Annotated in this window: 11 protein-coding genes; 7 read left to right on the forward strand and 4 right to left on the reverse strand. The window is 75.9% G+C overall.

The genetic code is table 11. The features are described from left to right. Window positions 1–48: 48 nt before the first annotated feature. Window positions 49–1101, forward strand: coding sequence for an NAD(P)-dependent alcohol dehydrogenase (locus AC4OR8_RS16695; protein ID WP_492166718.1), 1053 nt, complete (start codon window positions 49–51; stop codon window positions 1099–1101). Window positions 1102–1170: 69 nt separating this feature from the next. Here AC4OR8_RS16695 and AC4OR8_RS16700 read toward each other — a convergent pair whose 3' ends face one another. Together AC4OR8_RS16700 and AC4OR8_RS16705 are read right to left on the reverse strand one after the other, a co-directional pair. Beyond that, window positions 1171–1410, reverse strand: a complete 240-nt coding sequence (locus tag AC4OR8_RS16700; protein WP_492166719.1) for a hypothetical protein — start codon at window positions 1408–1410, stop codon at window positions 1171–1173. Window positions 1411–1498: 88 nt separating this feature from the next. Beyond that, complete coding sequence (locus AC4OR8_RS16705; protein ID WP_492166720.1) at window positions 1499–1999, reverse strand: DinB family protein; 501 nt, start codon at window positions 1997–1999, stop codon at window positions 1499–1501. A gap of 187 nt (window positions 2000–2186) precedes the next feature. Between AC4OR8_RS16705 and AC4OR8_RS16710 the strand changes: the two genes are divergently transcribed. From AC4OR8_RS16710 to AC4OR8_RS16720, 3 genes are all read left to right on the forward strand, one after another. Continuing rightward, entirely contained in the window at window positions 2187–3254 is a 1068-nt protein-coding gene (locus AC4OR8_RS16710; protein ID WP_492166721.1) for an aldose epimerase family protein, read from the forward strand. 79 nt (window positions 3255–3333) lie between these two features. Further along, complete coding sequence (locus AC4OR8_RS16715; protein ID WP_492166722.1) at window positions 3334–4554, forward strand: exonuclease SbcCD subunit D; 1221 nt, start codon at window positions 3334–3336, stop codon at window positions 4552–4554. Further along, window positions 4554–7778 carry an AAA family ATPase gene (locus AC4OR8_RS16720; protein WP_492166723.1) on the forward strand — a complete coding sequence of 1075 codons (3225 nt, stop codon included), beginning with the start codon at window positions 4554–4556 and terminating at the stop codon, window positions 7776–7778. Before AC4OR8_RS16715 ends, AC4OR8_RS16720 begins: the two co-directional genes overlap by 1 nt. Window positions 7779–7849: 71 nt before the next feature. Here AC4OR8_RS16720 and AC4OR8_RS16725 read toward each other — a convergent pair whose 3' ends face one another. Next, a complete protein-coding gene (locus AC4OR8_RS16725) occupies window positions 7850–8608 on the reverse strand; it encodes a sulfotransferase domain-containing protein (protein ID WP_492166724.1) in 759 nt (252 codons plus the stop codon). Between the two features lie 95 nt (window positions 8609–8703). Between AC4OR8_RS16725 and AC4OR8_RS16730 the strand changes: the two genes are divergently transcribed. The 3 genes from AC4OR8_RS16730 to AC4OR8_RS16740 all read left to right on the forward strand — a co-directional run bounded on the left by AC4OR8_RS16730 (window position 8704) and on the right by AC4OR8_RS16740 (window position 12013). Then, complete coding sequence (locus AC4OR8_RS16730; protein WP_492166725.1) at window positions 8704–10245, forward strand: TldD/PmbA family protein; 1542 nt, start codon at window positions 8704–8706, stop codon at window positions 10243–10245. Further along, window positions 10245–11633 (forward strand): metallopeptidase TldD-related protein, encoded by a 1389-nt coding sequence (locus tag AC4OR8_RS16735; RefSeq protein ID WP_492166726.1) that lies wholly within the window; start codon window positions 10245–10247, stop codon window positions 11631–11633. The genes AC4OR8_RS16730 and AC4OR8_RS16735 overlap by 1 nt, the downstream gene beginning before the upstream one ends. Window positions 11634–11701: 68 nt before the next feature. Next, window positions 11702–12013, forward strand: a complete 312-nt coding sequence (locus AC4OR8_RS16740; RefSeq protein WP_492166727.1) for a hypothetical protein — start codon at window positions 11702–11704, stop codon at window positions 12011–12013. Between the two features lie 609 nt (window positions 12014–12622). On the opposite strand, the gene AC4OR8_RS16745 is transcribed toward AC4OR8_RS16740, so the two are convergent. Then, on the reverse strand, window positions 12623–14197 hold the full coding sequence (locus tag AC4OR8_RS16745) for a CYTH and CHAD domain-containing protein (protein ID WP_492166728.1): 1575 nt from the start codon (window positions 14195–14197) through the stop codon (window positions 12623–12625). Window positions 14198–14294: the final 97 nt, after the last annotated feature.

Here is a 14294-nt window from a genome sequence, read left to right on the forward strand (position 1 = left end):
GCGTGCCGCGCCGCGACGCCGCCGCCCACCGAGACACCAGGAGTCGCCATGAGCACCACCGCCAGCCTCACCGTCCCCACCCCCAGCGCCCCGTTCGAGACCAGCACGGTGGAGCGGCGCGCAGTCGGCGAGCACGACGTGCTCATCGACGTCGCCTACTGCGGCATCTGCCACTCAGACATCCACCAGGCCCGCAACGAGTGGGCCGAGGGCATCTTCCCCATGGTGCCGGGCCACGAGGTCGCCGGCACCGTCGCCGAGGTCGGCAGCGGCGTCTCCCGCTTCTCCGTCGGCGACCGCGTCGGCGTCGGCTGCTTCGTCGACTCCTGCGGCGACTGCGAGAACTGCGCGGCCGGTGAGGAGCAGTACTGCCTCAAGGGGGAGGTGCCGACGTACAACGGCAAGGACTACGACGGGGAGCCGACCTACGGCGGCTACAGCAAGCAGATCGTCGTCCACGAGGACTACACCCTCGGCATCCCCGAGGGCATCGACCTCGACGCCGCCGCGCCGCTGCTGTGCGCCGGCATCACGACGTACTCCCCGCTGCGCCACTGGGGCGCGGGCCCCGGCAAGAAGGTCGCCATCGTGGGCATGGGCGGCCTCGGCCACCTCGGTGTGAAGATCGCCGCCGCGATGGGCGCCGAGGTCACCGTGCTCAGCCAGTCGCTGAAGAAGGAGGAGGACGGCCGCCGCCTCGGCGCCGACCACTACTACGCGACCGCCGACCGCGCGACGTTCAAGCAGCTCGCCGGCACCTTCGACCTGATCGTCAACACGGTGGCCGCCACGCTGCCCGTCGACCGCTACCTGTCGCTGCTGCGCCTCGACGGCGCGATGGTCAACGTCGGCATCCCGGCCGAGGCCGACACCTACCACGCCTTCTCGCTGGCCGGCATGCGTCGCAGCCTGGCCGGCTCGAAGATCGGCGGCATCCGCGAGACCCAGGAGATGCTCGACTTCTGCGCCGAGCACGGCATCGGCGCCGAGGTGGAGGTGCTCGCCCCCGAGCCCGCCGTCGTCGACGAGGCCTACGAGCGCGTCGTGGCCAGCGACGTGCGCTACCGCTTCGTCATCGACATGGGCGCGCTCGACGGCTGATCCGCCGCTGAGCCACTCCCGCACGGCCCCGGACCTCGCGTCCGGGGCCGTCGTGCGTACGGCGGCAGGTCAGTCGCCGCCACCGCCGCCGCCGCCACCCCCGTCTCCGCCACCGCCGCTGTCACCGCCGCCGCCGCTGTCACCGCCGTCGCTGCGGTCTCCGCTGTCATCGCCCCACGACCCGGTGTGACCGGCCGACGAGCCGTCCGCGCCACCACCTCCTCGGGAACCGCGGGGCGTTCGGTTCGCCCGGAGGAGCAGGACCACGACGAGCGCGGCGATCACGACGCCGACAGCGGTGACGACCATCAGGGGCTCCTGGGGCTCGAGGGCACGACGGCGCCACGCTAGCGGCGCGACACCCGGGTGGGCAGGGGGACGTGCCGGTCAGGGCCGGTCAGGGCCGGGCGGCCAGCACCTGCTCGCGCAGGACGTCGGCGTGCCCGCAGTGCTGGGCGAGCTCCCGGATCACGTGGAGGTAGACCCAGCGCAGCGGCAGCGGCCCGCGCCGGTTGCCGCTCACGAGGTCGTCGACACCGAGCCCGGCGACCGCCGCCCGCGACGCCGCACAAGCGTCGCGGTAGGCCGAGCGCACGGAGGCCACCGTGTCGGTGGGCGCCAGCACGAACGACTCGTCGGGGCCCGCGGGACAGCCGATCTCCTCCCGGGACCGACCGGTCACCGCCTCGTCGAACCACACCTGCTCCACGAAGGTCGCGTGCTTCACCAGCCCCAGCAGGGTCGTCTGCGAGGGCACCAACCGGCGGCGCGCCTCCTCCTCGTCGAGGCCGTCGAGGCAGTCGTGCAGCGCCGTGCGGTGGTCGTCGACGAACAGCTCCAGCTGCTCGCGCAGCCCGGCGTCGAAGGCGGCGGGGTCGTGGCTGGAGGTGGCGGGCACGCCCGGAGGCTAGCGGGGCGGCGCCGGCGGCGCGGTGCGGGGCGGTGCGGCGAGAGCGACCGTGGCTCCGTCCTCCCGTCCGGCTCCACCGACCCCGGGGAGCCACCCTCTTCCGCCGTCCTCGCCTCGGCGGGCACGCCCCCGTGGGGCCCCAGAACGGTCCGGTCCCGCTGCTAGCGTCCGCGGCATGACCGACGCGGCACGTGACCAGCTCTTCGACACCCTCCCCGACGGTCGCGAGGTGCGGTGCCTGGGCATCGGTGCGGCGCCGGGTCCGGTGGTCGAGGTGCTGACGCTGGGGGCCGCGGTCCACCGCCTCGAGGTGGCCGGCGGCGACGGCGTGCGACGCAACGTCGTGCTCGGCCACGCCGACGCCGCGGAGCGGCTCGCCAGCACCGACTACGTGGGCGGCACCATCGGGCGCTACGCCAACCGCATCGCCCGGGGCCGGTTCGAGCTCGACGGCCGCGAGGTCGTGGTCGGCGCCCAGGACCGCGGGCACAGCCTGCACGGCGGGCACGAGGGCTTCGACAAACGAGCGTGGGACGTCCTGGAGCACGGCTCGCACGACCTGGTGCTCGCGCTGGTGAGCCCCGACGGCGACCAGGGCTTCCCCGGCAGGGTCGAGGCGCGCGTGCACTACCGCGTGGAGGGCGACACCGTGCGCGTGGTCATGGAGGCCACCACCGACGCGCCCACGGTCGTCAACCTCACCAACCACGCCTACCTGAACCTCTCCGGCGAGGGGTCGGGCACGATCGACGACCACCTGCTGCAGGTGCTCGCCGACGCCTACACCCCCGTCGACGGCACCGGCATCCCCCGGGGCGAGCACGAGCCGGTGGACGACACCCCGTTCGACCTGCGCGAGCCCACGCCTCTCGGCGACGCCGTGCGCCGGGAGCACCCGCAGCTCGTCGACGCCGTGGGCATCGACCACAACCTCGTGCTGAGCGAGGGTGCCGGCGAAGGACTGCGGGTCGCGGCGGTGCTGGCGTCGCCGCGCACCGGCACCCGGCTCGAGCTGCGCACCGACCAGCCCGGGCTGCAGGTCTACACCGGCAACTTCCTCGATGGCACCCGCCGCTCGACCACGGGCGGGCGCTACCGGCAGGGCGACGGCATCGCGCTGGAGCCCCAGCTCTTCCCCGACTCCCCCAACCGGCCCGACTGGCCGTCGGCGCGCCTCGAGCCCGGCGAGACCTATCGCGCCGTGCTGGAGTGGGCCTTCGGCGTGCTGCCCGCCACGTCCTGACCCGCCCGCCGACCCGCCCCCGGCCGGCGCAGCGGCGTGGGGTCGCACCGCTGTCGGCGGGCCCTCCTAGGGTCGTCGCATGCGCATCCTGCACACCTCCGACTGGCACCTCGGCCGGTCGTTCCACCGTGAGGGGATGCTCACCCACCAGGCGGCGTACGTCGACCACCTCGTCGCCACGGTCGAGGCCGAGCAGGTCGACCTCGTGGTGGTCGCCGGTGACGTCTACGACCGCGCCCTGCCGCAGGTCGACGCCGTCCGGCTCGCCGACGAGGCCCTCGCCCGCCTGGCCGCCGGCCGCGCCCGCGTGGTGGTGACCAGCGGCAACCACGACTCCGCCCAGCGCCTCGGGTTCAGCTCGCGGCTCATCGACGCCGCCGGCGTCCACATCCGCACCTCCGCGGCCGGCGTCGGCACGCCCGTGCTGGTCGACGACGCCCACGGGCCGGTGGCCGTCTACGGCCTGCCCTACCTCGACCCCGACGCGGTCAAGGAGCCGTGGGGCCTGCGCTCGCGCTCCCACCAGGCGGCGCTGAGCGAGGCGATGACGCGGGTGCGTGCCGACCTCGCCACCCGCCGGGGCACCCGCTCGGTGGTGCTCGCCCACGCCTTCGTGGCGGGCGCGGAGCCCAGCGACTCCGAGCGCGACATCAGCGTGGGCGGCGTCTCGCTGGTCCCGACGTCGGTCTTCGACGGCATCGACTACACCGCGCTCGGCCACCTCCACGGCCGGCACGTCCTCACCGACGCGGTGCGCTACAGCGGGTCGCCGCTGGCCTACTCGTTCTCGGAGGCCACCCACCACAAGGGATCGTGGCTGGTCGACCTCGCCGCCGACGGGTCGGTGACCGCGGAGTTCGTCGACGCGCCGGTGCCGCGCCGCCTGGCCCGGCTGCGCGGCGAGCTCGACACGCTGCTCACCGACCCCGACCTCGCCCGCCACGAGGACGCCTGGGTGCAGGTGACCCTCACCGACGCCGGGCGGCCGGCGCAGGCGATGGAGCGGCTGCGTCGCCGGTTCCCCCACACCCTCGTGCTCGGCTTCGACTCCGTCGTGCCCCGCCTCGGTGGCGCGCCGTCGAGCCGCACCCAGGGCCGCAGCGACCACGACATCGCCCTGGAGTTCATGGCCTCGATGCGAGGGGCCGAGCCCAGCGGCGTCGAGCGGGCCCTGCTGCGGCGCGCGGTCGACGCCTGCTGCGACGACCCCGACCTCGACGTGCTGGTCGGCGCCGACACCGGGGCCGAGCCCACCACCGTGGCCGCCGCGGCGGCCGCAGCCGACGGGCGGCTCTTCTGATGCGCCTGCACCACCTCGAGGTCACCGCGTTCGGCCCGTTCGCCGACACCGTCACCGTCGACCTCGACGAGCTGTCGGAGGCCGGGCTGTTCCTGCTCTCCGGCCCCACCGGCGCGGGCAAGACCAGCGTGCTCGACGCCGTCTGCTTCGCCCTCTACGGCGACGTGCCCGGCGACCGCAACGGCGCGCGCCGGCTGCGCTCCGACCAGGCCGCGCCCGGGGTGGCCCCGCGGGTCGAGCTCGAGGCCACGCTGTCGGGCCGGCGGTTCCGCCTCGTGCGCTCCCCCGCCTGGGAGCGCCCCAAGCGCCGCGGCACCGGCACCACCACCCAGCAGGCCAGTGTCACCATCTCCGAGCGCGTGGGCGGCGAGTGGACGACGCTGTCGTCGCGGCTCGACGAGACCGGTCACCTGGTGGCCGGGCTGCTCGGCATGAACGTCGCCCAGTTCACCCAGGTGGCGATGCTGCCGCAGGGCCGCTTCCAGGCCTTCCTGCGGGCGCGCTCCGACGAGCGGCACCGCCTGCTCCAGCAGCTGTTCCGCACCGGCCGGTTCGAGGACGTCGAGCGCTGGCTGCGCGACCACCGCACCGACCTGCGCCGCGACTCCGAGTCGCGGCGCGAGGCCGTCGCCGACCTGGTCAGCCGGGTCAGCGAGGCCGCCGACGCCGCGCTGCCCGGAGACCTCACCCCCGACTCCGCCCACGACCCCGCTCCCGCGACCGGCGACCCCGTCAGCGGTCCTGCCGCCGCCGGCACTGACGCCACCGCGCCAGGCGGCGACGGCCCCTCCCTCGAGGTGCTGGCCGAGGACGACACCCTCACCACCTGGGCCCGCGGGCTGCGCAGCGAGGCCACCGCGTCGCTGGCCGCGGCCACCGAGGCGGTCGCCGCCTCCGCGGCCGCAGAGGCGTCGGCCCGCACCGCCCACGAGGAGGGCCGGGCCCGCGCGGAGCGGCACCGTCGGCTGGTGGCCGCCCAGGCCGAGCTCGACGCGCTGCACGCCGAGGCACCCGCCCACCACGAGCGGGTGGCCAGGCTGGCCGCCGCCCGTCGTGCCGCCCCCGTGCCGGCGCTGCACCGCCTCGCGGTGCGCGCCCGGCGCGACCACGACACGGCCGCTCACGAGGCACGCGCGAGCCTGGGCGCCCTCGGGTCCGCCGCCCCGTCGCCGTACGCAGAAGCACCCGACGAGCGACACGTCGCCGCGCTCGCCGACGGCGAGGCCACCGCCACCGACCAGGCAGCGCGGCTGCGGGCACTGGTGCCGCGGGTGCGCCGTGGCGTCGAGGTGGAGGCCCAGCTGAGCGGGGCCCGCGCGACGTGCCGTGACGCCACGACCCGCGCCGGCGCCGTCGAGGAACGCCTGGCCACCCTGCCGAGCCGCCTCGCCGACGTCCGCACCCGCCTCGCCGACGCCCGTGACCGCGCCGCCGGACTGGCCGCGCTCGTGGCCGAGACCCGTGACCTCCGGGCCCGGCTCGAGGCCGCCGAGCTGGTCACCGCCCTCGACGTCGAGCTCGCCGACGCCCGCGCCACCTGGCTCGCCGCCCGCGAGGCCACGGTGGGCGCCCACGAGCAGGTGCTCGCGGTGCGCGAGGCGCGCATCGAGTCGATGGCCGCCGAGCTCGCCCACGGGCTCGCCGTCGGCGGGTGCTGCCCCGTGTGCGGCTCCGACGACCACCCCGCCAAGGCCGTGCCCGCGCCCGGGGCGCCCGACGCCGCCGCCGAGAAGGCCGCCCAGCGTGCCCTCGACGACGCCAAGTCCGACGAGCACCTGCACGAGACCCACCACCGCGACCTGCAGACCCGCCGCACGATCGCGCGCGAACGGGCCGGCGACGCCACCGCCGACGCGCTGCGCGACCTCCTCGCCGAGCGGTGCCGCAGCCACGACGACGCCAGCGCGGCCGCAGGCGAGGTGGAGCGGCTCGTCGCAGAGGAGCGCACCCACGAGCGGGAGCGCGACGACCTCGCCGACCGGCTGCGCCGCGACCACGCCGCGTGCGCCCAGTCCGAGGCGCTCGCGTCCGCCCTGACCGACGAGCGCGACGCCATCGCCGCCGAGGTCGGCGCCGCGCTCGGCCCCGAGGACGGCGACACCGACACGCAGCCCGACACCGGGCTCGGCACCGGGCTCGGCACTGGGTTGGACGTGGCGCTCGACAGCCGGCTGGCCACCCGCCTCGAGCGGCTGCTCGCGGCCGCTGACGCCGACGTGCGCCGCTGGCGGCACGCCCGCGAGGCCGCGGCGGGTTGGGTGCGCGCTGCGGCCACCGACGCCGAGGCCCGGGAGCACGTGGGGTCCGCCGCGCTCGAGGCGGGCTTCGCCGACGTCGACGCGGCGCTCGCCGCCGTGGTCGCCCCGGGTGAGCTGCCGGTGCTGGAGCGGGTGGTGGCCGAGCACGACCGCAGGCTGGCCCAGGCCGAGCGGGTCGTGGCCGAGGCCCAGGACCCGGGCTCCGACGACCAGCCGGGCGACCAGTCGGGCCACGAGGCGGGCGCCGACCCGGCCGCCCACCTCGCCGCCCTGGGCGCCGCGCTCGAGGCCGCCGTCACCGAGCTCGACCGCTGCCGCGGGTCCGCCGCCACCTGGACCGCGCGCTGCGGGCGCCTCACCGAGCTGGTCGTCGAGCTGGAGCGCGCGCTCGAGGCGTGGGCGCCGGTGCGACGGCGGCTCGCGGTCGCGCAGGGCCTGTCGGCGTTCGTGGAGGGCAAGTCGCCCGACAACCGGCTGCAGATGCGACTGTCGGCGTACGTGCTGGCCTACCGGCTCTCCCAGGTCGTCGCCGCGGCCAACGAGCGGCTCGCGCGGATGTCGGACCAGCGCTACACCCTGGAGCACTCCGGGCAGCGCGGCGCCGGGGAGACCCGGGGCGGGCTGAGCCTGCTGGTGCGCGACGACTGGTCGGGCGAGGCGCGCGACCCCGCCACGCTGTCGGGCGGGGAGACGTTCGTGGTCTCGCTCGCCCTGGCGCTCGGCCTGGCCGACGTGATCACCCAGGAGGCCGGCGGCGCCGACCTCGACACCCTCTTCGTCGACGAGGGCTTCGGGTCCCTCGACGCCGACACCCTCGACGACGTGATGGACGTGCTCGACTCGCTGCGCGACGGCGGCCGGGTGGTCGGCGTGGTCAGCCACGTCGCCGAGATGCGCGACCGCATCCCCACCCAGCTGCTGGTCACCAAGGGCCGCGCCGGCTCACGCCTCGCCGTCACCCGCTGAGACCAGTCGCTGACGCCGACCACCGCGGGCAGCAGCCTGCGACCGGCCCCAGCGACCAGCTCCTACGACGGTCAGTGCATCCGCGTCCAGCCGCTGACGTCGAGGCCCCAGTCGCGGGTGAGCCGCTCGAGCTGCGGGCGGTACATCACCCGCAGCGACTCCTCGAGCCCGGGCGTCCAGTCCCACTCCTCGCGGCTCGACGACGTCGACTCCCGCGCGAGGTCACCCAGCGGCACGGGATCGACGCCGAGGCGCCGCCACACGTCGTCGACCACGGGCTGGGGGTCGTCGCGGATCGTCTCGTAGACGTGCACGACCAGCCGCTCGCGGCCCAGCGCGGCCGCCCACGCCTCCAGCTGGTCGGCGTAGAAGCCGGTGAAGGTCTGCACCGTGATGGGCAGCGGGTAGGGCCACGACTTGCCACGGGTGGCGGCCCACCGCATCGCGGAGCGGAACCGCTCCACCGGGTCGCGCAGCAGCACCAGCACCGGCACCTCCGGCGGGAGCGCCGCGGCGGCGTACGCCGGGAGGGAGGCGTGGCGCAGGTACTGCGGGGTGAACTCGCCGCGGCGCAGGCCGTCGGCGGGGAACAGGTCGGCGTACTCCTGGGCCGGCACGAGCCCGTCGGCGACCCGGTTGAGGAGCTGCTGCTCCTTCTTGCCGTTGGTCCCGAGGCCCACCTCGGGGTGCTGGGTGAGCAGGTCGGTGAACCAGGTGGTGCCGGAGCGCTGGGCGCCGATGCCGAGCCAGGCGGGCCCGGGGGCCTGCTCCCGGCGCGACCGGGAGGGACGCCAGCGGGAGGCGGGGCGGGCGGGCGGCGTCGGCTGCATGGCGGCCACCCTACTGAGCGGGCCGCCTCACCTCGCGCCGCGGCGGCCACGTCGGTGGGCCCGCAGCGGGGCCGGGATCGGCTAGGTTCGCCACCATGACCGGACGCGCCTCCGACCAGTCCCGGCTCGACCCCACCTTCGCCGCGCTGCCCCACCGGGCCCTGGCCCGCACCGCCCTCGAGCGGGCCGCCGCGCTGGGCGTCAGCCACGCCGACTTCCGCCTGGAGCGGGTGCGCTACCAGTCGCTGTCGGTGCGCGACGAGGTGCTGCAGGACGCCAGCGACACCGAGGACCTCGGCTTCGCCGTGCGGGTGGTGCACCGCGGGGCCTGGGGCTTCGCCTCCGGCGTCGTCCTCACCCCGGAGGAGGCGCGGCGGGTGGCGGAGACAGCGGTGGCCGTGGCAGAGGTGGCCGCCACGATGACGGCCAGACCGGTGGAGCTCGCCCCCGAGCCGGTGCACGACGACGTCACCTGGGTCTCCGCCTACGACGTCAACCCGCTCGAGGTGCCGGTCGCCGAGAAGGCCGCGCTGCTGGTGGACTGGACGCGGCGGCTGCGGCTGGGCAGCGCGGTCGACCACGCCTCGGCCTTCCTCGCACAGGTGCAGGAGAACAAGTTCTACGCCGACCTCAGCGGCACCACCACCACCCAGCAGCGGGTGCGGCTGATGCCCGGGTTCGAGGCGATGGGCGCCGCCGGCGAGGTGTTCGACTCGATGGCGAGCATCGCCCCGCCGGTGGGCCGCGGCTGGGAGTACTGCACGGCCGCCCCCGCCGACGGCGGCTGGGACTGGGACGCCGAGCTCGCCGAGGTGCCCGACCTGCTCGGCGAGAAGCTCGCAGCGCCCAGCGTCGAGGCCGGCACCCACGACCTCGTCGTGCACCCCTCCAACCTGTGGCTGACCATCCACGAGTCGATCGGCCACGCCACCGAGCTCGACCGGGCGCTGGGCTACGAGGCCAACTACGCCGGCACGTCGTTCGCCACGCCCGACCTGCTCGGCACCCTGCGCTACGGCTCGTCGGCCATGCAGGTGACCGGCGACCGCACGGTGGAGCACGGCCTGGCCACCGTCGGCTACGACGACGAGGGCGTGGAGACGCAGTCGTGGGACATCGTGCGCGACGGGGTGCTCGTGGGCTACCAGCTCGACCGCTCGATGGGCCCGATGGTCCCCGAGCTGAACGGCGGGCGCTCCAACGGCTGCGCGTACGCCGACTCCCCCGGCCACGTCCCCGTGCAGCGGATGGCCAACGTGTCGCTGCAGCCCGACCCCGACGGGCCCACCACCGAGGAGCTGATCGGGCGGGTGGAGCGCGGGCTGTACGTCGTCGGCGACAAGTCGTGGTCGATCGACATGCAGCGCTTCAACTTCCAGTTCACCGGCCAGCGCTTCCACCGCATCGTGGACGGCGAGCTGGCGGGCCAGGTGCGCGACGCGGCGTACCAGGCCACGACTACCGACTTCTGGGGGTCGATGGAGGCCGTCGGCGGCCCGGACACCTGGGTGCTGGGCGGCGCCTTCAACTGCGGCAAGGCCCAGCCGGGCCAGGTCGCCTCGGTCAGCCACGGCTGCCCGACCGCGCTCTTCCGCGACGTACGCATCCTCAACACCACCGACGAGGCGGGCCACTGATGACCACCACACCCCAGGACCTCGTCGAGCACGCCCTGGCCGCCTCGACCGCCGACGACTGCGTGGTCGTCGTGCGCGACACCACCGGGGCCAACCTGCGCTGGGCCGGCAACACCCTGACCACCAACGGCGTGATGCACCGGCTCTCGGTCACCGTGGTGTCGTTCGTGCGCGGGGCGGCCGGCACCGCCGCCAGCCCGGCCACCGGCAGCGCCACGACCCGCGAGCAGGTGACCGCCCTGGTGGCGGCCGCCGACGCCGCGGCCCGTGCGGGCTCCCCCGCCGAGGACGCCGCCGACCTGGTGGCCGAGCGCACCAGCCCCGACTGGGGCGACGCACCGGTGCCGACCGACATCCACGTCTTCGACACCTTCGCCCCCGCCCTGGGGGAGGCCTTCACCCGCGCAGGCGCCGAGCAGCGGGTGCTCTACGGGTTCGTCTCCCACGAGCTCGCCACGACCTACCTGGGCTCCTCGACCGGGCTGCGGCTGCGCCACGTGCAGCCCACCGGCCACTACGGCTGCACCGGCAAGCCCGCCGACCTGTCGCAGAGCGCCTGGGTGGGCGGCGCGACCCGCGACTTCACCGACGTCGACGCCCTGGCCATGGACGCCACCCTCGCCCAGCGGCTGGGCTGGGGCCGCCGGCGCGTCGACCTGCCCGCCGGGCGCCACGACACGATCCTGCCGCCCAGCGCGGTGGCCGACCTGATGATCGACGCCTACTGGTACGCCGGCGCCCGGGTCGCCCACGAGGGCCAGTCGGTCTACAGCCGCCGCGGCGGCGGCACCCGCATCGGCGAGCGCATCGCCGCCCGCGGGGTGGGGCTGTCCTCCGATCCCGCCCACCCGGCGCTGGAGTGCGCGCCGTTCGTGGTGGCGACGTCGTCGGGCAACGAGTCGTCGGTCTTCGACAACGGCCTGCCGCTGGAGCGCACCGACTGGGTGCGCGACGGCGACCTCACCGCACTGCTGCAGACGCGGCACTCCGCGGCGATGACCGGGCAGCCGGTCACCCCTGCCGTGGACAACCTCGTGCTGAGCGTCGACGGCGCCACCGGCTCCGTGGACGACCTGGTCGCCGGCACCGAGCGCGGGCTGCTGCTGACCTGCCTGTGGTACATCCGCGAGGTCGACCCGCAGTCGCTGCTGCTCACCGGGCTCACCCGCGACGGCGTCTACCTCGTCGAGGACGGCGAGGTCACCGGCGTGGTCAACAACTTCCGGTTCAACGAGAGCCCTGTCGACCTGCTCAACCGGTTCACCCACGCCTCCGCCACCGTGCCGAGCTTCAGCCGGGAGTGGGGCGACGACTACTTCAGCCGCACCGCCACCCCCGCGCTGCGGGTGCCGGACTTCAACATGTCGAGCGTCTCCCAGGCGCTGTGACCGGCCGACCGCTCGACGACCTGACCCTGGTCGGCCACCGTCGCCGAGGTCAGGCCCCGCCTCCACACGTGGTCGTCGACGCGCTGGCCCACCCCGACCGCGGCCGGCCGTGGCTCCACCTGCAGGACGGCGAGGTCGCCCCGGTCGTGCTGCTGCACGAGCCCCGGCGCGTGGTCTGGAGCTCGCTGTGGACGGCCCACCCCCACGACCGCGTCGAGCTGGTCGTCGAGGGCGAGGGCGAGGGCCTCGGCGGTGGCTCCCGGCTGGAGTGGCGACTGTGGTCGCTGGTGCCCGCTGAGGACGCGTCGGTGCGGCCGCGCTGCCGGCGCCTGCAGGAGATCCTCAACCGCGACCTGCGCCTGGACCTCTTCGACGGCTGACCCGGCCCGCCCCGGCCTTCCTCGGCCTGCCTCGCGACTCCGCTCGTTCGCGCCGCTCCGGGGTCGTGTGCCCCACGACGCGGTCGAGCGCGTCCTCAGGCACACGACCCCGGCGCTCCGGCACCACCCGCCACCACTGGGACCAGTCGAGCCCCACGCGTACCGGGTCGTGTGCCTCACGACGCGGCCCACCGCGTGCTCAGGCACACGACCCCCGTGGACCGGCGGCGCTGCGGGTCCGCCGCCCGGGTCGTGTGCCCCACGACGCGGCCCGGCGCGCCCTCAGGCACACGACCCCGGGGGCCCGGCACCACCCGCCACCATTGGGGTCGGTCGAGCCCCACGCGTACCGGGTCGTGTGCCCCACGACGCGGCCCACCGCGTGCTCAGGCACACGACCCCCGTGGACCGGCACCACCCGCCACCACTGGGGCCAGTCGAGCCCCACGCGTACCGGGTCGTGTGCCCCACGACGCGGCCCAGCGCGTGCTCAGGCACACGACCCCCGTGGACCGGCGGCGCTGCGGGTCCGCCGCCCGGGTCGTGTGCCCCACGACGCGGCCCAGCGCGCCCCCAGGCACACGACCCGGGCACAACGACGACGGAGGCTCAGCCCAGCGCGTCGACCGCGTCGACGAGCCGACCGTGGCGGTGGGGCCAGGAGCGACGGGCGTCGTCCTGGACGGCGGTGGCGCGCGCCTCGGCGCGGGCGTGCAGGCGGCCGTAGGTGAAGGAGCTCTCGCCGGCGGCGCTGGCCTCGGCAGCCAGGCGCACGAGGTGCTCGCGCACCACCACGGTGTCCTGGCGCTCGCCGAGCACCCGCGTGAGGTCGCGTGCCTCGCGGGCCACCCGGCGCGCCTTCCGGCCCCAGGCCGGCTCGAGCACCTCGGCGGCGTAGCGCAGCCGCTTGGCCGCCTTGCGGGCGTCGTGCCAGCGGGCGTCGACCACCGCACCCGGGCCGACCAGTCCTGCCGGGCCACTGCCCCCGGGGCCGTGGTCGCGCGACGCGACGTCGGCGTCGAGCAGCTCGACGGCCTCGACGAGGCGCCGCAGGTCCTTGGCCACCCGGGCCGGCAGCACCTCGCGGGCGGGCTGCTGGGCGCGCTCGCGCAGCGGCGGGGTGGCCACCAGGGTCTCCAGGGTCGTCAGCAGCGCCAGGTAGCGCTCCGAGGCCAGTGCCTCCTCGACCTGCGCGACGGCCTCCGCGCGACGTCCCGGGCGCAACCGTCGGCGCACCGGTCCGACCACCAGGTCGCCCGGCTCCTCGGCCAGCTCGGCGCGCAGCAGCTCGTGCACCACGTCGGCGTCGCGCAGGTCGCTCAGCGAGCGGGCCAGCCACTGCAGCTCCACCCGCACCGGGTCGGTGACGTCGCCGTCGAGCAGCGGGCCGTACGTCGCGAGCAGGCTGCGCAGCCGCCGGCACACCACCCGCATCTGGTGCACACCACGGGTGCGGGCGCGACGCACCTCGACGTCGTGGCGCAGCAGCTCGCCCACCTGCTCGGCGAGCCGCTGCTGCAGCAGGCGACCGGCCGGCCGCTTGCGCCCGACGCGTCGTACGGGGTCGGCACCGGCGGAGGCGGCCACCACGGCCAGGGCGTCGGCGAGCACCCGCTCGATCTTGCGTCCCACCGCGCTGGGGTCGACGCCCAGGCCGGCGAGGAGGTCGTCGACGTCGTCGAGCAGCGCGGGGTCGGCGTCCACCAGCTCGACCTCCCACTCGCGCCAGGTCACCGTGGGGCCGCCGTCGGACGGCGATCCGGTCACCTCGTCGTCGGCGAGCTCGGCCAGCACCACCCCGTCGGCGCTGAGCAGCTGTCGCGTGGTGCGCCGGGTCAGCACGGTGGCGACGACCTCGAGCGAGGCGCCCCGGGTGTGACCGAGCACGAGGTCGCGCAGGGGCTTGGGCGCCGTGGTGGTGGCCGACAGCGGACGGTGCAGCTCGTCGCGGCCCCGTCCGGCCGGCACCTTGAGGTGCCAGCCCTCGTCGCTGCCCCCGGAACGGCGGCGCAGCGAGATGCCGGCGCGCACGAGGCGCAGGTCGGCGGTGTCGAGGTACACGGCGTCGAGGTCGGTCACCACCGGCGGGCCGACCTCGGCCACCTCGTCCAGGGCCGTCAGGTCCGGCACCGCGGCGTCCGGCGGCGGGGAGTAGGTGCGCTCGATCTCGTGGTGGGTGGCCATCCCCCCGGTCTACCGCAGCAGCGCGCCGAGCGGGTCACCCCTGGGTGGTACAGACCAGTCGGACCCGTCACGGCCCGGCGCTGCGGGGCGTCCGCAC

This window comes from Nocardioides sp. FY1077 (assembly GCF_058681775.1).

Excerpts from the sequence above, each read along its gene's own strand:
- AC4OR8_RS16695 (WP_492166718.1), top strand. The coding sequence starts at position 49 with ATGAGCACCACCGCCAGCCTCACCGTCCCCACCCCCAGCGCCCCGTTC.
- AC4OR8_RS16700 (WP_492166719.1), bottom strand. The coding sequence starts at position 1,410 with ATGGTCGTCACCGCTGTCGGCGTCGTGATCGCCGCGCTCGTCGTGGTC.
- AC4OR8_RS16710 (WP_492166721.1), top strand. The coding sequence starts at position 2,187 with ATGACCGACGCGGCACGTGACCAGCTCTTCGACACCCTCCCCGACGGT.
- AC4OR8_RS16715 (WP_492166722.1), top strand. The coding sequence starts at position 3,334 with ATGCGCATCCTGCACACCTCCGACTGGCACCTCGGCCGGTCGTTCCAC.
- AC4OR8_RS16720 (WP_492166723.1), top strand. The coding sequence starts at position 4,554 with ATGCGCCTGCACCACCTCGAGGTCACCGCGTTCGGCCCGTTCGCCGAC.
- AC4OR8_RS16725 (WP_492166724.1), bottom strand. The coding sequence starts at position 8,608 with ATGCAGCCGACGCCGCCCGCCCGCCCCGCCTCCCGCTGGCGTCCCTCC.
- AC4OR8_RS16730 (WP_492166725.1), top strand. The coding sequence starts at position 8,704 with ATGACCGGACGCGCCTCCGACCAGTCCCGGCTCGACCCCACCTTCGCC.
- AC4OR8_RS16735 (WP_492166726.1), top strand. The coding sequence starts at position 10,245 with ATGACCACCACACCCCAGGACCTCGTCGAGCACGCCCTGGCCGCCTCG.
- AC4OR8_RS16745 (WP_492166728.1), bottom strand. The coding sequence starts at position 14,197 with ATGGCCACCCACCACGAGATCGAGCGCACCTACTCCCCGCCGCCGGAC.